14 protein-coding genes are annotated in these 21041 nt (G+C 50.8%); 4 read left to right on the top strand and 10 right to left on the bottom strand.

The window, feature by feature from the left end; translation table 11 throughout:
- The first annotated feature begins 17 nt into the window (after positions 1 to 17).
- Positions 18 to 926: a DUF362 domain-containing protein gene (locus EGM51_06975; protein QBG47152.1), complete on the top strand. Its 909-nt coding sequence runs from the start codon at positions 18 to 20 to the stop codon at positions 924 to 926.
- A gap of 2 nt (positions 927 to 928) precedes the next feature.
- Positions 929 to 2188: a 4Fe-4S dicluster domain-containing protein gene (locus tag EGM51_06970; GenBank protein QBG47151.1), complete on the top strand. Its 1260-nt coding sequence runs from the start codon at positions 929 to 931 to the stop codon at positions 2186 to 2188.
- A gap of 131 nt (positions 2189 to 2319) precedes the next feature.
- On the opposite strand, the gene EGM51_06965 is transcribed toward EGM51_06970, so the two are convergent.
- Positions 2320 to 3924: an NAD+ synthase gene (locus EGM51_06965; protein QBG47150.1), complete on the bottom strand. Its 1605-nt coding sequence runs from the start codon at positions 3922 to 3924 to the stop codon at positions 2320 to 2322.
- Positions 3925 to 3986: 62 nt separating this feature from the next.
- A complete protein-coding gene (guaB, locus tag EGM51_06960) occupies positions 3987 to 5471 on the bottom strand; it encodes an IMP dehydrogenase (protein ID QBG47149.1) in 1485 nt (494 codons plus the stop codon).
- A 591-nt stretch (positions 5472 to 6062) separates the two neighbouring features.
- Between guaB and EGM51_06955 the strand changes: the two genes are divergently transcribed.
- Positions 6063 to 6458, top strand: a complete 396-nt coding sequence (locus EGM51_06955) for a hypothetical protein (GenBank protein QBG47148.1) — start codon at positions 6063 to 6065, stop codon at positions 6456 to 6458.
- On the top strand, positions 6455 to 14485 hold the full coding sequence (locus tag EGM51_06950) for a hypothetical protein (GenBank protein ID QBG47147.1): 8031 nt from the start codon (positions 6455 to 6457) through the stop codon (positions 14483 to 14485). The genes EGM51_06955 and EGM51_06950 overlap by 4 nt, the downstream gene beginning before the upstream one ends.
- Before the next feature lie 202 nt (positions 14486 to 14687).
- Here the strand turns inward: EGM51_06950 and EGM51_06945 are convergent, their stop codons facing one another.
- The 8 genes from EGM51_06945 to EGM51_06910 all read right to left on the bottom strand — a co-directional run bounded on the left by EGM51_06945 (position 14688) and on the right by EGM51_06910 (position 20745).
- Complete coding sequence (locus EGM51_06945; GenBank protein ID QBG47146.1) at positions 14688 to 15077, bottom strand: transposase; 390 nt, start codon at positions 15075 to 15077, stop codon at positions 14688 to 14690.
- The gene (locus EGM51_06940) at positions 15037 to 15528 is read right to left on the bottom strand and encodes a hypothetical protein (protein QBG47145.1); all 492 of its coding nucleotides are present in this window, start codon (positions 15526 to 15528) and stop codon (positions 15037 to 15039) included. Before EGM51_06940 ends, EGM51_06945 begins: the two co-directional genes overlap by 41 nt.
- Positions 15485 to 16513 (bottom strand): IS1595 family transposase, encoded by a 1029-nt coding sequence (locus tag EGM51_06935; GenBank protein QBG47144.1) that lies wholly within the window; start codon positions 16511 to 16513, stop codon positions 15485 to 15487. Before EGM51_06935 ends, EGM51_06940 begins: the two co-directional genes overlap by 44 nt.
- A gap of 8 nt (positions 16514 to 16521) precedes the next feature.
- Positions 16522 to 17217 carry a hypothetical protein gene (locus tag EGM51_06930; protein QBG47143.1) on the bottom strand — a complete coding sequence of 232 codons (696 nt, stop codon included), beginning with the start codon at positions 17215 to 17217 and terminating at the stop codon, positions 16522 to 16524.
- A gap of 479 nt (positions 17218 to 17696) precedes the next feature.
- Positions 17697 to 18125 (bottom strand): hypothetical protein, encoded by a 429-nt coding sequence (locus EGM51_06925; protein QBG47142.1) that lies wholly within the window; start codon positions 18123 to 18125, stop codon positions 17697 to 17699.
- A 1-nt stretch (position 18126) separates the two neighbouring features.
- Positions 18127 to 19767, bottom strand: a complete 1641-nt coding sequence (locus tag EGM51_06920) for a hypothetical protein (protein QBG47141.1) — start codon at positions 19765 to 19767, stop codon at positions 18127 to 18129.
- A gap of 8 nt (positions 19768 to 19775) precedes the next feature.
- Positions 19776 to 20285, bottom strand: a complete 510-nt coding sequence (locus EGM51_06915; GenBank protein ID QBG47140.1) for a hypothetical protein — start codon at positions 20283 to 20285, stop codon at positions 19776 to 19778.
- On the bottom strand, positions 20269 to 20745 hold the full coding sequence (locus EGM51_06910; GenBank protein ID QBG47139.1) for a hypothetical protein: 477 nt from the start codon (positions 20743 to 20745) through the stop codon (positions 20269 to 20271). The genes EGM51_06915 and EGM51_06910 overlap by 17 nt, the downstream gene beginning before the upstream one ends.
- Positions 20746 to 21041: the final 296 nt, after the last annotated feature.

The raw sequence follows: 21041 nt of genomic DNA, 5'->3' as shown, positions 1-21041 counted from the left end.
TAACGAAGGAGTCTGCTATGAAAACTGAATCTGCATCACGCCGTACTTTTGTCAAAACCACCGCTGCCGGTGCTGCGGTTGCGGCCGCTTCGGGAGCCCGCGGGATCGCCTCGGAAAAAACAGATGTCTGGATCCTGCATGGGCTGGATAATCGCAAATTGATGGAAAAGGCCATGGCGATTGTGATGGAGAACGGCGGTTTTGGTTCCGGAGTGAAAAATCTGACACTGAAGGTGAATGCCGCATGGGGACGTGAACCGGAGGTGGGCGCCAATACACACCCGGATCTGGTTGATGTTTTCCTGGAAAAGGCAAAGAAGAGCGGTGTGGAAAAGATTCAGATTCCGGAGAACCCGTGTAACGCGGCTAAGATTGCTTTCGACCGGAGCGGTATTGAAAAGGTTGCGAAAAAACACAAGTGTAAAATGATCGATCTCAAAAAGGTGCAGAAGAGCTACCGGAAAGTCGATATTCCCGAAGGCCGTAAACTCAGTGAAGCTGAAGTGGCCGGTGAATATCTGGATGCGGATGCCATTGTGAATATCCCGGTGGCGAAACATCATAATGGCACTACCGTTTCTGCCGCGATGAAAAACTGGATGGGCATTGTCCGGGACCGACGGCATTGGCATCGCACCGATCTGCATCAATGTATAGCTGATTTTTCCTCATTTATTAAACCGGTATGGACCCTGATTGATGCAACGCGGGTTATGATGGATCATGGCCCTCAGGGACCGGCAAAACATTTGAAAAAACCGAATCTGCTGATTGTGTCCAGAGATCAGGTGGCAGCAGATGCCTGCGCGATGGATATTTTTGAACTCGATCCCATGGAAATCAAATACCTTAGATATGCTGCTGAGATGGGCATTGGGGTCATTGATAAAAGCGGGATGAATATACATCAAATTGAAGTCGGTTAACGATGAGTGCAGATGGTTTCTATAAAAAACATAAACAGATAATCCGCTGGTCGGTACGTCTGGTGATACTCGCATTAAGTATCTTTTTTCTGATCGGCGGACCGTTGCCGGATCATGCCGTTCGCTGGATTCCTGCGTTAAGTCCGCTGGCGGCCCTGTCGTCTACACTCGCTCATCAGGTATGGTATGTATCGCTGGTATGGAGTCTTCCTGCACTGGGCATCCTGTTACTTTGTCTGTGGAAAGGTCGTTTTTTCTGCCGCTGGATCTGTCCGTTGGGAACCCTTTATTCGGTGCCATCGCAATTCAGTGCGAAAAAGAGAATTCTGCCCTGGAAGCTGAATGGATATCTGTTCTGGTTTACGGTTTCTGCATCCATTGCCGGCCTGCCGCTGATTCTGTTTCTTGATCCGCTTTCCACGTTTACCCGCTTCGGGGTGCTGGGTCAGGGCACGGCACATGTGATGGCCTGGATTCCGGGGGGGATTATACCGTTTTTTCTTCTGCTCAGTTTTGTTCAGCCGCATATCTGGTGTGTGCAGCTCTGTCCGATGGGATATATGGTGGAAAAACTGAAGGTGAAAACGCCTCAGACCGATAAATCGATAAAATCCAGCCGACGTGAAATCTTAACCGGTCTGGTACTGGGCGTTCCGGCCGCTATGGTTTTTAAGCAGAATGCGCGAGCGGAGCATCCTCCGGTATTGCCGCCCGGCGCGAAAAACTTAGACGATTTCGCGGCAACCTGCATGCGTTGTTATGCCTGCGTGAACGTCTGTCCGACCGGTGTGCTGACAGTGCGCAAGGAGGGTGGACTTGCTGAATTCTGTCTGCCCGAAATGGATTTTGACCGAATGGATGGGTCATATTGCGAACAATACTGTAATGTGTGTACGACGGTCTGTCCCACCGGAGCCATCCGGTTTCTGAACGAGGATGAAAAACAGCAACGGAAAATTGCAACCGCCCGTATTCGCCGAGGTGCCTGTCTGGCCTGGGAAGATCGGCAGGAATGCATGGCATGCGATGAATTCTGCGGTTACAATGCCATCGAAATGCACGAAGGAAAAGACGGCATCCCTTTGCCTGAAATCAATCCTTTGAAGTGCCGGGGCTGTGGGGCCTGCCGGAATATCTGCCCTGCGATTGATCGGGGAAATGCCATTGAAATGACTCCATTGACGACGCAGACCATGATTACGGCCGCAGACGATGAATCCTCTATTGAACATGGCCGTCGAAGACGGCGCTGGGCATTGTGATCAACCGGGTTTTATTTCATACATTTAAATGTGTGAAATGTAATAATGTTGAATAATTAAAGGGTTATGTGAATTTCACACATTCAAAAGTGTGATAATTATTCCTGTGCTACAGGTCCCTGTACTACTGATCAGTTGCGGTAACGATTGACGATCGGAATGCGCCGGTCTCGATCGAATGATTTCGGGGTTATTTTTACGCCGGGCGGTGATTGACGGCGCTTGTATTCACTGAGTTCGACGGCATGGACTACACGCCGGACGATGGCTTCGTCATAACCTTTATCGATTAGTGATGAAATGCCCATGTCATTTTCCACGTAGTCTTCGAGAATCGGGTCGAGGGTTTCGTAGGGAGGCAGAGAATCGGAGTCTTTTTGATCAGGGCGGAGTTCTGCTGAAGGAGGACGCTCAATGATGCCGGGGGGGATGATGATGCCGTCCGGCTGTTCGTTGCGCCATCGGCAGAGATCGAAAACAAGGGTTTTGGGAACGTCTTTAATGACGGCAAATCCGCCGGCCATGTCGCCATAAATGGTGCAGTAGCCCATAGCCATTTCGCTTTTGTTCCCGGTGGTCAGTACAAGCCAGCCGTATTCGTTGGAAAGGGCCATGATGAGGTTGCCGCGGATGCGGGCCTGCAGATTTTCTTCGGCAAGACCGGGCTTTTTGTCTTTGCCCCAGACTTTGGAGAGTTCGCCTTCGAACTGTTTGTAGAGTCCTTTAATCGGAATTTCATAAAATTCGATGCCAAGAATTTCGGCCATTTGATGCGCATCGCCGAGTGTGCCGGCAGAGGAGTATTGAGAAGGCATGGTGACCGCGGCCACACGTTCTTTTCCAAGGGCATCGACGGCAATGGCCAGCACCAGTGCGGAGTCGATGCCGCCGGAAAGGGCAACGACGACGCGTTTGAAACCGATTTTATTGACGTAGTCTTTCAGCCCGAGTTTGAGCGCGGCATAAACCTCTTCAAGGTCGGAAAGAGGCTGTTCCTTCCGTGCCGGCAAATCTTCAAAATAGAGGATGTCTTCTTCAAACTGTCTGGCACGGGCGAGACGTGTGCCGTCGGATGAAAAAACCATACTGGCACCGTCAAAAACCAGCTCATCCTGTCCACCGACAATATTGCAGTAGAGCAGTGTGGTTTCGAGTTTCTGAGCGGTTTTTGAGAGTACATTGATGCGGTCATTAAGGAGTTTGCCGCGGTGATAGGGTGAGGCGGAAAGATTGATGAGCAGGTCAATATTCTTGTTTTCCAGGGATTGGACGGCTTCTCCGGCCGGATCCCAGGAATCTTCACAGATGTGTATGGCGGCTTGTTTTCCCTGAATTTCAAGAATCAGCGGTTGGGTTCCGGCTTCGAACAATCGTTTCTCATCGAACACGCCATAGTTCGGAAGCAGCATTTTCCGGTATTCCCCGATGATTTCCGAACCCTGGAAAGCTATGGCGGCATTGTATTTTTTCCGCTCTCTGGAAACGGGAGCCCCAACAACAATGACGGGGTCGGGCGGAAGTTCCCTGTTGAGGCAGGTCAGGAGGGCTTCGCAGTCTCCGCAGAAATGATCTTTAAGAATCAGGTCTTCGGGGGGGTATCCGGACAGGGCGAGCTCGGGGAAGACAATAAGTCCGGCGCCATCGTTAAAGGCTTTCCAGGCATTGGAAATGATAAGGTCGGCATTGCTTTCCAGCGCGCCGACCGTCGGATTCATTTGAATCAGTGCTGTTTTCATGCGTGAGCCGTGATGATTGAGCCGTGAAGCATGGAAATCATGCCTCACGATTCGCGTATCATCTACCTTCTGTAGTTCGGCGCTTCCTTGGTGATTTTGATGTCATGCGCATGGGCTTCAACAGCACCTGCACTGGAAACTCGGACAAATTTACCGGTGGCCTTGAGCGCTTCAATATTTCTGGCTCCGCAGTAGCCGAGACTGGCCTGAAGGCCGCCGCAGTATTGTTTCATTACTTTACTGACGGTGCCGGCGAAGGGTACCATACCTTCGATGCCCTGAGGAACGATATCGTCGTCATCACTCAATCCGTAGCGCTGGCGGGAACCTTCACGGGATTTCATGGCATCGAGCGATCCCATTCCGCGGTAAATAACAAACTGCCGGCCTTCGTAAATGATTTTTTCACCGGGCGATTCCTCGGTGCCGGCCAGTACGGACCCCATCATGACCGTGTCGGCTCCGGCAACGAGAGCTTTGGCAATATCCCCCGAATTGCGGATGCCTCCATCGGCGACAACGGGGATTTCTCCTTTGAGTGCACTTGCTGCGGCATAAATAGCGGAAATCTGCGGAACGCCGACTCCGGCAACAACGCGGGTGGTGCAGATGGATCCCGGACCGATGCCGACTTTGACGGCATCCGCGCCGGCATCGCGCAGAGCCAGCGCAGCTTCGCCGGTAGCGATGTTGCCGCCGATTACGTCGATATGAGGAAATTTATTTTTCACCCATGAAACCATATCGATCACGCCTTTGGTGTGGCCGTGTGCAGTGTCCACCACCAGTACGTCCACTTCGCGTTCGTTGAGAATTTCGGCGCGCTCATAATCGCCGGGGCCTATGCCGGCGGCAACGCGCAGGCGGTATTTTTCGTCGCGGTTGAACAGCGGTTCTTCATTTTCAATCAGGCGTCGAACGTCGGCATAGGAATACAGAGCAATCAGTTTTCCTTTATTTACCAACGGAAGCTTGCCGATTTTATGTTCCTGCATAATTTCATAGGCCTGCTTCAGATTGGTGTCCGGGGGTGCTGTAATGACATTTTTCGTCATGATTTCCGTGACAGCTGCGCGCTTCGAACGCGCAAAACGGATATCCTTGGAGGTCAGGATGCCGGCGAGCTTGCCGTCATTATCAATGATCGGGAATCCGTTGAAGCTGTACCCTTTTTCCGAGCGCCGCTCAGCGATGGTTTCGAGGGTATCGTTGGTAGAGAACGTGATGGGATCGGCAATCAGTCCGTTGAGATGATGTTTGACCCGGCTGACCTGCTGAGCCTGAACTTCAGGTTCGAGATTTTTGTGGATTACCCCGATGCCGCCCAGCATGGCCATGGAGTTGGCCATGCGACTTTCGGTCACGGTATCCATGGCGGCAGAAAGAAATGGAATCTTTACGCTCACATTGCGGGTCAGTTTAGAGGAGATGTCGGTATCGCCAGGCAGAAAGTCCGCATACTGGGTGATCAGCGAAACATCATCAAAGGTAAGGCCTTCATATTTGAAGGTATTCATGAAGTCTTGGATATATTGGTTTTGGCTCATAGATTTTGCATCCTTTTGCCGACCCATTCTGTGCAGATTGACTGAATGAGTCAAGCGTAGTAATTAAGGAATGATGGAGCGATGTGAAATTTAAGAGCTTGTATATACTGAAATAATCTGCCCTCAAACAGTTTCCAATATCTGAAAACGCATTTTCTTCTGATGGTATTTGCGGCTGGCAGCTGCAGAGAGAAAAGGGAACCTGGGGTGGATCGGGTAAAGATCGCTTCAGGGCCGGGGTTGAAAACATTCAATTCTTATTTTGTATATGAGTGTTTTTTTTGGGGGTGAACTGTTCTCCCTTTCTCTTTCTGAACATTTCATCACCTGTATGTCGGTTTGCATTAAGCAAAAATCTTTTTCCCAAAGAAGCGAATTTATAAAACATTAGAAAAATAATCATTGTATAGGCAATTGTGTGGGGGTAGGTTTCCGGCACAGCTGCGGAGGAGATGCCAAAGTTGATCGATACGGGGCATGAAACTGCACGTCGGATAACGTCAATTCATTGTAGAACGTTCCGGCTTTTCAGTAATCAAACTGCGCCAGCATCTGCAGATCCCGTTGCGGCTTTAAAAAAGGAGAGTTGTAATGAAGAGGAGTATCTTATTTTTTGCTGCCGTACTTCCGCTGCTGGCTGCAGGTCAGATCCCGTTGGCATGGGACTCCGGTGTGTCGCAGACTGGCACAGCCGTTTATGTGAATTCGAATCCTTATGCCGGACTCTATCTTTTTGAGGTGACCACCGCCAGTTCGGCGGGCACTACAGGTTTTTGGAGAAGTGTGCTGAATGTGGAATCTGGTGAGGCGGATCTTTTCATCAGCACGTCGCCTTCTGTGACGACCAATAATTATGTCGAAAAATCGGACACTGTCGGCAGTGAGCGGATTATTCGTTCTTTACCGGGGGGGCTCAGACCTGGTATCTGCTGGTTCGCTCTGAGGCTGGTTCAGTCTGGAGCATTTTTGCCGGCGACATGCATGTGAAAGAACTGACGTGGGATCCGGGATCTACGCAGAGCGGCACGGAGGTTTATACCCATACAGATACCCGTGAAGACAGTTACCTGTTTCGGATCACGACTGCAAATACACCGGCTAACCAGGGATTCTGGCGGACTGTCCTGAACGTTTCCGCCGGAAATGCCGATCTCTACACTGATGCAGCTGCAAATGTTTCGCCCGACAACCGGGAATATGAGTCGGAACTGGCCGGTAGTGATACGATTATCCAGCCTCTGACTGCCGGGCAGGAAAAGTTTATTCTGGTCGAGGCCGAAGAAGGGGCTTCCTGGAGTCTGTTTGCTGGTGATATTCACCTGACTGAATTGACCTGGGATCCCGGTCTGGCTGATGCAGGAACGGAGGTGTTCAATAACCTGAATACCGATGGCGGAGTGTATTATTTTAAAATCACTACGGAGCTTCCGGATCTCGCCGCATGGCGAACCGCGTTGGATGTGCTTTCCGGCGAAGCGGATCTGCTGATCCGCCAGAATGCACTTCCTTATACAAACAGCTATAATTATTCCTATACAGACCATTCCGTCTATGTCGGGGATGATGGTTTCACGCGGTATCTTTCTGAAACATCCGGCTCCGGCCAGGAATGGTATATTGCGGTGCTGGCGGATGCCGGATCAACCTGGAATCTGTTATCCGGGGATGTCTATGCCGAAGATCTCGGTGCGCTGGCGGCCGGTTCCGGTAGCGGCAGCGGTGTGTCTGAAATTCCGCCCGAAGGTATTCGTTATTTTAAAACAACCATTCCGGCCGCCGCATATGCCTGGCGGCTGTGGTTGCAGGATGCATCCGGTACAGGCACGCTGAATATTCCTTTTTATGTGAGGAACGGACTGGCTCCGCATCCATCAAGTAACAGCTATTATGACCGCACCCGAACCGGACAGGGCCTTCTGGTTCCTGATTATGTGGTGCCGGGCAGCGCGTCCTATTATTATGTAGGTATCTCCGGGGTGCCCGGAGAACAGTTCCGGCTGGATTCACGACAGCAGGAGATTATTGATACGACCTACAACAATACGCTGGTTGGTCAGAGTGCTTCCGGATTTCTTTACAGGACCTACCGCGTTCCCGTTCCGCCGGAACAGATCGCCTGGGAGGTGACTGCCGAGCCGTCGGCCGGTACAAATCCGGAGCTGGCGGTACGGCTGGATAAAGTTCCAAACGCATTCAACAATGATGCTTTTTCGGAAATTGACAGTACTTCAGAGGGTGACAGTATCACTTTGGTTCCGGCATCGCTCAGCGATGGCTCTTATTATGTCACAGTCTATGGAGATACTGATTTCAGTTTTAATCTACGGAACCGCGAACCCGTAATTACACAAATTGACTTTTTCAGTTCCACTCTCAATAACGATCCGTTGCGTGCGGGGTGGCGTTATTTCGCGGTATCCGATATTGGCCAGCAATTGGGCCAGCTGGGCTGGTTGCTGGATCTCAGCAATTTTGTTCCCGGAACGGAAATCGCGATACGCCGTAATTTTGTACCCGGTCGCTGGAACTACCGTAAAAACGGAAGCACCTCTGTTTTCCAGGTTGCGCATAACGACCAGACCAGTTCGCTCGGCTATTTACAGGATCCGGATCATGAGGCCGATATCTGGTATGTCGGTATTTATTCGCCGGACGCCGCGCTGGGAGCTTTTACACTGAACAGTGGAAATATCCAGCCGGCAGCCGTTACAGTAGACGGGTTCAGTGCTGGATCGCTTCAGGTTGCCCCTTTGACCTGGCAGTTTTATCATGTGGATATTCCGGCGGAGCTGAACGGTCAGGACATTCTCGGCTGGGAGCTTCGTGTCAATTCCTGGAGCGGGCAGCGTCCGACCATGGTGATCCGGCGCGATGAGTTTCCGGATACCACGGGTACCTATGCCTATTGGCGTTCCACCGCAACGTGGCCGAGCGGTTACCGGTGGTCGACCTCGACGGCTGACTGGTCGGGGTTCTATCGGAGTTCCGACGGAAGTCAGAACTATCCGGAATATCTGTTGTCGATGGCAATGGGCCATCCGCTGGAACCGGGCAGTTATTACATCGGCTTCTACAACAGCTCCACCTCGACTACGTCAACCTACAGCTTTGTGAGCAGTGCCGTGGGGAATGGTATGACGTATGAACCGCAGCCGGTTGCATTCAATGGCGGCAGTGCGGTGATCACCGACCTGGCCCCGCGTGATGTCCGGTATTTCAGGGTTGAGGTGCCCACGAATACCGGCAGTTGGCGCGTCCATTTGGAAAATACGGTCGGTGAGAGTTCGCTGTTTATCCGCAAAGACTATGTGCCTAATATTGCGCAATACCAGAACCCGACCTATTCGCCGGATCAGAGTCTTTCATCTCTTCCGACCTTCCGTAAAAGCGGGGATGAATATTACACGCTGCTTCCGGCCAGTGGTGAAACAACCATTCCGGGCGGTACCTATTACCTGATGGTGGTGAGCGAAGGACAGAACCCGTCGGGCAGTAATATCGGAACCGGTACGTCAGGTGCAGTGCTGCACAGCCTCGGCGAAGTCGTGATTCAGGATCTCGGGACGGTTCCGGTGGCAGGGGAGTTAAGCGATACGCAATCGTATGCCGCCGGCGAGGTCAACCTGATGGAATTTACGGTTCCGGCGGGTGTGCTTGCACTGGAAGTCCGTCTTGAAGACCGCGTAGGCAGTCCGGAAATGAATCTGCGTACCGACGGCAATATGCCGAACGGGGCGAGCTATGGCCAGTATTCCGGGTATACCTATAATCATACGGATACGGAACTGATTACGATTGCGAACCCGCCGTCAGGAACTTATTCGTTGATGATCAATGATTCGCGGAGCGGAAATTCAGTGTCTGCCGGATCATACACCTTGCGAGTGGTCACCGTCGGAGCTTCGGAAATTCAGATCGACGGCGGGGGAGATGCCGGCGTGGTGATTCCGCCGAACGAATGGCGCTACTATCACATGGATATTCCGGAACAGACCAATGGACAGGATATACTGGGGTGGGAGCTGCGGGTTAATTCCTGGAGCGGGCAGCAGCCGACTATGGTCATCAAGCGGGATGAGCTGCCGGATGCGATCAATTCAACCTCCTGGACGCACTGGCGGTCAGCCGGTTCATGGACGAGCGGTTACCAGTGGTCGACCTCGACGGCTGACTGGTCGGGGTTCTATCGGAGTTCCGACGGAAGTCAGAACTATCCGGAATATCTGCTGTCGATGGCCATGGGCCGTCCGCTGGAACCGGGCAGTTATTACATCGGCTTCTACAACAGTTCCACCTCGGCTACGTCAACCTACAGCTTTGTGAGCAGTGCCATCGGCACAGGCATGAGCTATGATCCGCAACCGGTTGCATTCAATGGCGGCAGTGCGGTGATCACCGACCTGGCCCCGCGTGATGTCCGGTATTTCAGGGTTGAGGTGCCCACGAATACCGGCAGTTGGCGCGTCCATTTGGAAAATACGGTCGGTGAGAGTTCGCTGTTTATCCGCAAAGACTATGTGCCTAATATTGCGCAATACCAGAACCCGACCTATTCGCCGGACCAAAGTGTTTCATATCTTCCGACCTTCCGTAAAAGCGGGGATGAATATTACACGCTGCTTCCGGCCAGTGGTGAAACGACGATTCCGGGCGGCACTTATTACCTGATGGTGGTGAGCGAAGGACAGAATCCGTCGGGCAACAATATCGGCACCGGTACGTCAGGTGCGGTACTGCGCAGTCTGGGCGAAGCCGTGATTCAGGATCTCGGGACGGTTCCGGTGGCAGGGGAGTTGAGCGATACGCAATCGTATGCCGCCGGCGAGGTCAACCTGATGGAATTTACGGTTCCGGCGGGTGTGCTTGCACTGGAAGTCCGTCTTGAAGACCGCGTAGGCAGTCCGGAAATGAATCTGCGTACCGACGGCAATATGCCGAACGGGGCGAGCTATGGCCAGTATTCCGGGTATACCTATAATCATACGGATACGGAACTGATTACGATTGCGAACCCGCCGTCAGGAACTTATTCGTTGATGATCAATGATTCGCGGAGCGGAAATTCAGTGTCTGCCGGATCATACACCTTGCGAGTGGTCACCGTCGGAGCTTCGGAAATTCAGATCGACGGCGGGGGAGATGCCGGCGTGGTGATTCCGCCGAACGAATGGCGCTACTATCACATGGATATTCCGGAACAGACCAATGGACAGGATATACTGGGGTGGGAGCTACGGGTTAATTCCTGGAGCGGGCAGCAGCCGACTATGGTCATCAAGCGGGATGAGCTGCCGGATGCGATCAATTCAACCTCCTGGACGCACTGGCGGTCAGCCGGTTCATGGACAAGTGGTTACCAGTGGTCGACCTCGACGGCTGACTGGTCGGGGTTCTATCGGAGTTCCGACGGAAGTCAGAACTATCCGGAATATCTGCTGTCGATGGCCATGGGCCGTCCGCTGGAACCGGGCAGTTATTACATCGGCTTCTACAACAGCTCCACCTCGACTACGTCAACCTACAGCTTTGTGAGCAGTGCCGTGGGGAATGGTATGACGTATGAACCGCAACCGGTTGCATTCAATGGCGGCAGTGCGGTGATCACCGACCTGGCCCCGCGTGATGTCCGGTATTTCAGGGTTGAGGTGCCCACGAATACCGGCAGTTGGCGCGTCCATTTGGAAAATACGGTCGGTGAGAGTTCGCTGTTTATCCGCAAAGACTATGTGCCTAATATTGCGCAATACCAGAACCCGACCTATTCGCCGGACCAAAGTGTTTCATATCTTCCGACCTTCCGTAAAAGCGGGGATGAATATTACACGCTGCTTCCGGCCAGTGGTGAAACGACGATTCCGGGCGGCACCTATTACCTGATGGTGGTGAGCGAAGGACAGAACCCGTCGGGCAGTAATATCGGCACCGGTACGTCAGGTGCAGTGCTGCGCAGTCTGGGCGAGGCCGTGGTGGATAACCTGGGTCTTCTTCCTGTGGCCGGAAGCCTCATTCGTTCGAACAATTATGAAGCCGGAGAAGCAGATCTCTACCGCTTCACGGTTCAGTCAGGAACCTTGGGCGTACAGGTGCGGCTGGAAAACGTGTCGGGGATGCCGGAGCTGAATCTGAGAACGGATTCTGCGTTTCCGAATGGACTCAGCTACGGTCTGTACAGCGGGAATAGTTCCAGCTATACGGATCCTGATATTATAACCATTCCGAATCCGACGGAGGGGCTGTGGTCGCTGGTGATCGGGGATCGAAATAATGAAGGTTCTCTGGTGAACGGGGAATATCAGCTTGTGATTGAGGATCTGGTTCCGCCAGACCTGAATATTGATGCCGTATTGAATACAAATGGGAATTCCAATGTAGCTTCTGCCACGCTGGTGGATGATGAGCGTATTTTCTACCGTGTGGATGTGCCGGACGTTGTGGACGGCAATCCGGTGGCGGGCTGGTATCTGACTACATCGGTCACTCGGGGCGATGCTCAGGTTCGAGCGCGCAAGGATCTGTTGCCGGCCGGAAATCAGCAGAGTTATCAGACCTATTTCCGGTCGGATGCATTGATGGTGGTTCCGCCGTTTCTTTCGCCGGGCACATGGTATGTAGAAGTCAAAGGCGTTGGGGCAACCGATTTCACGCTCACAAGTTCGGTGGTCATTCCGGAACGTTCGTGGATTATGCCGTCGGTTGGAGAAACGATTTCCACACCGGGGCTGTCTGTGCCTCTGTTTGGAGACAGCGGAGTAAACGAAGCCGGTCTGCCGCTTCCGGTGGATCAGGGTGTGGATCTGAATAACGGGTTCTACCATATTTATGCGGTGACCGTTCCGGAGAACAATGCCGGCCTGTTGCGGACACAGCTGGAAGCGATCAGCGGAAATCCGAATCTCTATATCCGCGCCGGAAATGTTCCGACGCTGGATCATGACACGATTAATCATGGAACGCTTTATGATCGCTATCTGAACAGTACGGCCAATACGGAATATGGAAACTGGGTGCCGTATGACGGTCGATATGCGGATTCCCTTGAGCCCGGGATCTGGTATCTGATGGTCAAAGCCGAAGGAACGAGCAATGCCCGATACCGGTTGAAGGTCTCCGGCGGAAACAGCTATGCAGGAGGAAATGTGCAGGAGCTGACTCTGGATGGGGAAAGTTATACGGGACAGCTGCTGGCGGATAACGACTGGCGCCACTATCGGGTGGAGGTTCCAACCAATGCGCCGGTAAACTGGGAAATCACCTATTCGCAGGCCTCCGGTAATGTGGATATGTTTATCCGTGATACTGTGCCGGCGGGACATTGGGAACTTTTCTCGGATTCAACCTCATATATTCGGGACTGGAACCTGGACTATAAAAACTCGGGAACACCCCGTCCGAATTATCCGGATACAGGAACGCATACCCTGAATATGCCGCCGCTGCGTCCGGGGCATGTCTACTATGTCAGTTTCTTTGCCAAATCCGATGCGTCTTTCTCAGTAAGTTCGACCGTGAGCGGCGGGACCATTCCGGAATATGAAAAAGTGGACTTTGAAGGTGGAACCGTCTCAACCAGCGTTCCCGCCGGCACCAGCATAACCTATCAGATTGATGTTCCGGCCGATGCGGTTCGATGGATTCACAGTCAGACCAACAGCTCAGCATTGAACGTCTATCTTGAGCAGGGAACGCTTCCGTCGCAAACCTCATCGGATCACTGGTACCGCACCTCCGGCTCGTATACGCTGAACAAGTATCTGCGGAATACTGACGGCTGGCCCTGGCGGCCGGATTACACGTACTACCTCACGGTAGTGAATCCGACGGCTAATCCCGAGCCGTTTGATCTGGTCATGCAGGGCAGTACGGCGGCGGAAATACCGGCAAACCTCATGGCCACCGACGGTACATATCTGGATCGGGTATCTCTGACCTGGAATGGTATCTCGGGTATATCCTCCTACGAGGTCTGGCGAAGTCTGCTAAACGATAGCTCCTTGGCCATTCAGGTCGGGACAGCGGGAACGAGCAGTTATTCTGACTATACAGCTGTGCCGGGGCAGTTGTATTACTACTGGGTCAGTGCCGGCGGCTTCACCAATACGAGCACATTCAGTGTGGGTGACAGCGGATGGCGCCCCGGAAGCGGATCATTGAATACATCGTCAGCAACGTTTACTGCGTCCGGAGGAAATGGAACGGTTGAGGTTACCGCATCGGCAGGTGAATTCTGGACCGCAACGGAAAGCCTGAACTGGATAACGGTTCTGTCCGGCAGTCCGGGAACGAATAACGGAACGGTGGCTTATTCGATCGGAGCATATGCCGGTTCGCTTTCCAGAACAGGCACCATCACGGTGGCCTCACAGACCTTCACTGTGATTCAGCATCCGCTGGAGATTCCGGTCGATGTCAGTGCCACGGATGGTGACTATGAAGATCACACCGTCATCACATGGGATCTAATTCCGGAAGCAACTTATTATTACCTCTATCGAGGCACAACGAGTAATGAGCTGAGCGCAGCCTACATCGGTAATACAGTAACGAATATATATAACGATATCGGCGGTGCGGTGGACCAACTCTACTATTACTGGGTGAGGCCGTATAATGGAGGAGGAATAGGGGGATTCAGCCAGCCGGATACCGGATTCCGCGGAAATCTGGTGGTTTCAAGTGCCTGGAAAATGCAGTACTTCCCGGGCGGATATCCCGGTGATCAGGTTGATAGTGACGGTGATGGTTTCCTGAATATTGAAGAATTCATTGCCGACACGATTCCGACGAATGCGCTGTCGTATTTCCGGATCGATAATCAGTATGAAACACAGGCCGGTTTTGTCATAGAATGGAACTCGGTATCCGGCCGCGTCTACGGCGTAAGCTGGATTGATGGTCTGACCAATGGATTGACCCCGCTGACCAACGGTATCCCGTATCCTCAGTCGAACTACACCGACACCGTCCACAATACCGGTAATGAAGGATTCTATAGATTGAACGTAGAGCTTAAATAACACGGATTTTCCGTGCTTCGGGAGACGGCCGTTTGGCCCTGATGCAGGCCGCGGTTCAGCTCCGTCACATCACCAGAATAAGTGAGGCTACAAACGCTACTCAGTATAGAATGACTCTACGAACTTGAACGCATGAAGGAGGGCATTTGAACCGTATGCGCCTTTTCGATCACCCCATTGACAACGACTATATCGTTTGATTTCAGGTAGCCGACCAGCGCACTGGGGTCCAGTGGACCGCTTCTGATTGCTGCATGGTCGGCAGGGCATCGAGTAGCTCTTTGAAGTACTCAGATGGATTGATGTCGAGCTTCCGGAAGGTTTCGACGAGGCTGTAGATGACGGCGCTCGTCTGACCAGAGTTCGGGCTGCCGAAAAACAGGAAGTTCTTTTTACCCAGTGCGGTTGGACGGATGGCGTTTTCAACCAGGTTGTTGTCGATCTCGAGCGTTCCGTGTTTGAGATAGAGATTAAGCGCCTCCCAACGATCAAGCGCATAAGCGATAGTCTTTCCAAAGTTGCTCTTCGGCAACTGGCGGATCTGCTCTTTATCAAGGATCTTTTTTGATTTTATCCAGAACGGGGGAAGCATGTTCCTCCCGGTAATCCGCGCGCTCAAGCTCCGGATTATTCCGAAGATCTGTTTCGGTGCGGTAGAGTTTGGCGATCAGCTTTACAACCTTTCGGGCGGTTGAGTTTTCCGGAACCTCCACGAAGTTGCCGCGGGTGTGCGCCCAGCAGGCGGCGTGAATGACTGCGTCTTTTTCTTTTTGATGATTCGGATTGTTCAGCCAGGACGTATAGGCTCCATAGCCGTCGGTCTGGATGCATCCTTCATAACCCTCAAGCATCGGATCAAGGCAATCGGCGGTCCGGCTCGGAAACCATTCAAACAGCACTCCGGCCCCGGGACTGTGATAAGCCCACAGGTATCCGTTAGGACAGTGGTCCTTTTTCCGATCCTGATATTTTATGAAGGTTTCATCCGTGCCTATCCGGTTAAGACATGTTCGATGAAGACGCCCGTATGCGCGCATTTTCATAAAATTTTTGTTCAGTCTCCGGTTTCGCTTGGACGGCAATTTTTAGCACACTCTCAAAACCCACCATGGGCCAGTATCTGCGGTTGAACCGGAACACGTATTCATTGAGATAACCCTGCAAGTGTGCTGAACTTACGCCATGGTGCGTTCCCAAAAGCCACGCATCAAGATTTCCAAACACAATATGAATCATGGGGAGATGCTGATCTGTCTTCACTTGGTCACCACAGATAGCTACCGCCTTATGGTCATATTTCAGTTTATGCAGGCTATTATAGCCAACCCAACCATCGGTTCTCACTTTGGCTTTTTTATGTACGTTGGCTGAAACTATCGCCTCCAATGTTTCCTGTTTTCGGTTGGGTATAAGCTCAAGACGTAATCTTCCCGCAATAAAACCGCGTCCATGGCCTCCCTGATGTTGTGGACGTTGCCCTGATGGAAGGTTTGGATCAGGTTCGGTCATTTTGTTTCGAGGTATAACCTCCACCATCCCAAGAACAAGCGATTTGTGATGTCGACCTTTCCCCTCTCCCTGCGTCTTACCTCCGACGTACGTTTCGTCCACCTCAACTGGCCACTCGACACCAATTTGATCTCGATCGGGTCGCACCATGGCAGCCCGTAGTTTATGCAGGATCAGGAATGCAGTTTCATATCGTTTGATGCCAAGTTGCCGTTGAAACTGCAAGGCACTCAGCCCAGTGGTTTGTGTTGTCGTTAGATATGCAGCCCAAAACCAAATCTGGAGAGGTTGCTGTGTTCTGTGCATAATCGTTCCAGCAGTGAGACTAACCTGATGATTGCACTTTCGACATTCTAAAACACGAGGTCGGGTCTTGTGGTGCCATGGGACTCCCTTCTGGTTGCAGGATGGGCATTCGAATCCTTCTGGCCATCTGATATGTTCTAAATAGCGCAAACAGGCAGCCTCCTCCGGGAAAAGATTTTGAAATTCAAGCAAAGTTCGTGGGTAATTTGGCATGCGTCAATTTATGCCCAAGCATTAACCTGTGTCAACCGGATAGGCATGGTTTCATCAATCTGCATATATCCGCTTTGTCTGATTTCATTGCGGAGCGCTTCATAAATCAGCGTCAGCCAGTCGGCGATCAGATACATCCAGTTGCCCATCGTTTTGCGGCTGATTTCAATGTCGTGACGATATTTTAAAGTCATTTCCTGCCGGTAGAGCGGAAGGTGGTCACAGTATTTGTTCAGAATGATGCTTTGGATCAGCCCGGCCGATGCATAGCTGTTCGGGATCAACCGCTTCGGAGCCGGAGCAATTAGCGGTGCTACGCTACGGTCGTCCATTTTAACATATTTTTCACGAACGATGATGCGGCGGAAGTATTGGGTCGGCGTGACGTCGAGCTCCTCAACGGTTTCCTCTCCGATCTTTTTATAGCTCTCAGGAGCAGCTTTTACTTCATCCGGAACGATAACGACGCGTTCCGTCGGGAGGTCTTCAGGAATGCGTTCTTTGAGCGGCTTGCGTTTGCCGCGACGTGAGGGCTTGCTTTCAGGCTCTTCGAGTTTTTCTTCCGCTTCATCAAGTGCATCCTGCATCTCGCGAAGCTCCTCGAACAACAGTTCCATCTGATCGGGATTGAACTTTTCGCTGCTGCGTCCGAACAGTTTCTTGAGCAGGCAGTTTACCTTCCCGTGCAGAGCCCGGTTCAACATTCGGCCGCCTTCTGTAGAACTGTGCCCAGTTGCTGAGACAGGAAATTCGAAGCTGCACCTCAATCCCGTTCGGCAGGCAGATCCTCAGATCATCCACCGGAGGAGATTCTGACTGAATGTCCACCTCGCAGAACGAAACCTCCGCTTCCTGTCGTTCAATCCGCAGCCAACGGGCCAGCGTTTTCGGGTTGATGCTCCATTCCCGGCAGAGCGCCGCCTGCGTCAAATCCGACGATTTAAACTCCTCAATCAGTTCCCGGCGTTCCTCCTCGGTATAGGAAGCCCGCCCCGGCGTCGTGTTTTCATTCGTATCCATGCCTGACAAATTATCAGGCTTTGGCAGGGTTGCCTACGAGATGAAGGAAGAGGCGTTTACATTATCCATACATCACTGATGAGTTATGGGATGATGTTTTTTGTCGATCTGACAGAAAATTCGAGGTTGGCACAAATGGAAAAAATGCAAAATTCCTGTTTTATTACCAGGGAATAGCTCGCGACTCGATGATTTCCCATCTTTCAGCTTCTGTAAGTGTACTGGATGGATCGTTAAGAATCATGTTTTTATATCCCTCCCGAATTTGAAAATAGTCAGGACTATCGCGTGGGTCCCATTTCTCTTTCCCCCATTTTTCCCGTCTTTCCAGTGCAGTTTCCAGTTTCTGTCTGTTCCGGCTTTTCTGAGCAATAACCGCACCGGGCTCTGGCATGTCGTTTACGATATGATAAGTCTTTCCGTCGTTTGCTTTTCTCCCGGTAGGCTGTTGCTTTCCGGTTGATGCCGACTGTTCATCCATTTCGGTTTGGGGAGGGACTGTTTCCCGGCGGGTTGTTGCTCTATGTTGTAACAGACCGATAAGGAGACAGCCCGAACAAACTCCCAATATAATTTTGTCCGATGTATCCATTTTAGTTCGTTACTACTTCTTCCCAGGATTGATAAGTGAGTTCATCTCCCAGTGGCGGAAAATAGGGCGGCGGATATGCTGAAAAGCGTTGGTCGAAGGTATAGTTTTTGGAATAACCGTTTCCTGAAACGAGTCCTACCGGACCACGGTCTTTCTGAATAATTCCTCCAAGCAGGTATATATTTCCGCGATGTGCGTAGTAGTCAAAATCATCCACAACGAAACAGCCGTCATAAGAGTCGTTATAAGAATGACCATATTTTACGCCGCTACCATCACCGGTAGCCATAATCGAAGCGTCTATACGTAGATCATCCGGTGCAGAAGTGGTGACGACGACATCGCTTCCGCTAACAAGGCCCAGAGCATCGTTGACAACGTCATCATAATCGTGATCCTCACCATTGGCAGCGGCTTCCGCGATAGCTGCATCACATGCATTTGTGTCAAGCGGATCCAGTGCATAATCAATGTGGTTGTTAATGTAGATATCGTCTTCTGTAATAATCGTAATCCGCCCGTCCAGCGTGCCGCCGTTCAGTTGCAACGTTCCTTCCGAATATACGGTGGCTACATTTGTAGATATGGTTGTTGTTGTTTCCATTTCAACGTCAAACTCGCCTTGGCCATTTTTTGCTTTAACGAGGGACCCGTTCGTTAGGTAAACATATTTGCCATTTGGATAGCCTTTGTAATTACCTCTATGATTATATTCACCTTTGTCTTTTTCTGCTTTAACATAAGTCCCGTTATTTAGGCGGTAATAATCGCCATTCGGGTGTCCGACTTTAACGTAGTTTGAAGTGGCTGACTCTTCTTCATTGGTGGTTACGGTTGTTACAGTGATGTAACCACTCTGAATGTAAACAAGTTGTTCATCACTGATGGTATAGTAGTAATTCTTCCACCCGTTTCCGGGGTTGGTGATCACGATTTCGGTGTCGGCAAACGTGATTTCTGTTTCGCCGGTCAGCAACAGCGTGTCAGAGGTAATATTGGTTTGGGCAAAGCTATGCATATCATCAAAACTGATTTCCGACATATCCGGCTGGTCTACGCCGTATTCATAGCCGGCATTGAATTGTACGGAATTTGTAGGTCCGGAATCGCGAGCGTATGAAGATGCCGTGCTGGTGAATCTTCCGTCAAATATCGGACTCCCTGAAAAATAGGGTGCAGTTCCGGTATGAACTCTTCCGTCAAAATAGTCTCCAGTTGCAAAATTAACTCTTCCGTTATCGTCGACCCAGAAAGAATATGAGGCAAAAGTTGCGTTACGGACTCCGGTAAGTCTAATTTTCCGTTTTTTGCCGTTTACTTCACCTTCCGCTTCTATGGTACCTTCATAAAAACCGTCTTTACTGATATTGTACGTGAATGTCCCATCGCCGATCGTGCCGTTTCCTCTATAATTTCTGATTCCATTTCGTTCAATATAGTTACAGGCTCGCTCAATCCCTGCTTCGGCTAGATAGAGAGCCTGTTCGAAATCAACTCTGTTTACGGCCAGGGAGAAATACTGGGTGCTCAGAGTCAGCACTCCTCCCAGAATGGATGAAAGTACAAACAGGATCACGAGGATGGTGATCAGGATGGAGCCGTTCCGGTGATGATACTTATTTGGGGTTGATTTTGTTTTCATTGGAATTCTCACTTGTTTCTAGGTTGAACCGTTGTGTGATATTCTTGAGTCGAGATGATCTGTCCCTGCCGGGAAACAATGCTTATGGACAAATTAATACAGTTGTTGGTACGAACGAGCGTGGAGGCTGCCACATTTTCGATGACGATATTGCCATCCTGGTCGTAAATGGTCTGATCCTCGGCCGAGTAAGTAAAACCGTCATTGGAACCATTATCCTGGATAGTCCAGTTGCCTCCCGAAGAACTGTTGAAAATTTGATTCCGGTCAAATTCCCGTAACCCTTTTAAAGTGTCGTCTCCGCGGATTATACGCTCGATAGCCATGCTGGCGTTATTGTCGGCATCTCTCCATATGACTGCAGATTCTGAATGATTCAAAAAGTTTATATATATCATCAGAAAACCGGCCATCGCCATCATGCCAAGCGCCAGCGAAACCATGATTTCAATTAAGGTAAGGCCCTGTTTGCATTTAAGATTAGTTTTCACAGTAAAGTCCTTAATCCGAACCCGAATGCAGCGAACGAGAGAGAAGGGTTACAAGTTCAGTTTCGCGGGTTTTGCCGGAAGCAACGCTTGTCCACTCGGCTTTAACGGTAATTTGCTTGATATCTGAATTTCCGTTGTAAAGTTCAACCTCATATTCGAACGTTTCTCCGTTCCTGTTCAGAAGTTGTTCTCCGACGTTGAGATAGGCATGATCGAAATCCAGCGTGCGTAGATATTCCAGGCAGGATCGGGCTCGATTCAATGCATCCAGCTGACCGGATGAGGACCGTAAAACATTTCTGGAATAGTTTAATAGTTTGTATGTGGAAGTAACCGCGAGAACTGCCAGAAACAGAGCGACCAATACTTCGGTTAAGGTAAATGCAGCTTTTTTTTGAATAGATGCTGTTGCAGTCTGTGTAATATGCCGGGTAGACCTACACTGCAGTCGGTGGTGCCCGGATAATCCTGTAATTATTCTGCTCATATACTTATGTTTTTTGCGGAGGAGTATTATCACTATATCAGCGATATGGATTTTTCATTTGATTGAATAATGATAGTTAAAGAAGACATATCAAACTTAATAATTGGATGGATTCGGTTTTTTGCATTATTTCTCTCACTCTTTCTGTAATTACAAAATTCCAGTGTTACATATACAGCAGATGGTATGCCAGTATTTGGTAAAGTTTTTCGATTATCCGCAAGTCTTGTTTTGAAAAAGAATTTGAAAGTTCGATGCGATCATCAGGGGGTTAATATTGTGGAAAAAGTGATTTT

This window comes from Verrucomicrobia bacterium S94 (genome assembly GCA_004299845.1).
Lineage (GTDB): Bacteria > Verrucomicrobiota > Kiritimatiellia > Kiritimatiellales > Pontiellaceae > Pontiella.
Note: the sequence above shows the minus strand (reverse complement) of the source record. Positions and strands in the feature narration are given on the sequence as shown.

What these genes read in the sequence shown, in the direction of transcription:
- EGM51_06975 (QBG47152.1), top strand. Translation starts at nt 18, where the DNA reads ATGAAAACTGAATCTGCATCACGCCGTACTTTTGTCAAAACCACCGCT.
- EGM51_06970 (QBG47151.1), top strand. Translation starts at nt 929, where the DNA reads ATGAGTGCAGATGGTTTCTATAAAAAACATAAACAGATAATCCGCTGG.
- EGM51_06965 (QBG47150.1), bottom strand. Translation starts at nt 3,924, where the DNA reads ATGAAAACAGCACTGATTCAAATGAATCCGACGGTCGGCGCGCTGGAA.
- guaB (QBG47149.1), bottom strand. Translation starts at nt 5,471, where the DNA reads ATGAGCCAAAACCAATATATCCAAGACTTCATGAATACCTTCAAATAT.
- EGM51_06955 (QBG47148.1), top strand. Translation starts at nt 6,063, where the DNA reads ATGAAGAGGAGTATCTTATTTTTTGCTGCCGTACTTCCGCTGCTGGCT.
- EGM51_06945 (QBG47146.1), bottom strand. Translation starts at nt 15,077, where the DNA reads ATGCTTCCCCCGTTCTGGATAAAATCAAAAAAGATCCTTGATAAAGAG.
- EGM51_06940 (QBG47145.1), bottom strand. Translation starts at nt 15,528, where the DNA reads ATGAAAATGCGCGCATACGGGCGTCTTCATCGAACATGTCTTAACCGG.
- EGM51_06935 (QBG47144.1), bottom strand. Translation starts at nt 16,513, where the DNA reads ATGCCAAATTACCCACGAACTTTGCTTGAATTTCAAAATCTTTTCCCG.
- EGM51_06930 (QBG47143.1), bottom strand. Translation starts at nt 17,217, where the DNA reads ATGTTGAACCGGGCTCTGCACGGGAAGGTAAACTGCCTGCTCAAGAAA.
- EGM51_06925 (QBG47142.1), bottom strand. Translation starts at nt 18,125, where the DNA reads ATGGATACATCGGACAAAATTATATTGGGAGTTTGTTCGGGCTGTCTC.
- EGM51_06920 (QBG47141.1), bottom strand. Translation starts at nt 19,767, where the DNA reads ATGAAAACAAAATCAACCCCAAATAAGTATCATCACCGGAACGGCTCC.
- EGM51_06910 (QBG47139.1), bottom strand. Translation starts at nt 20,745, where the DNA reads ATGAGCAGAATAATTACAGGATTATCCGGGCACCACCGACTGCAGTGT.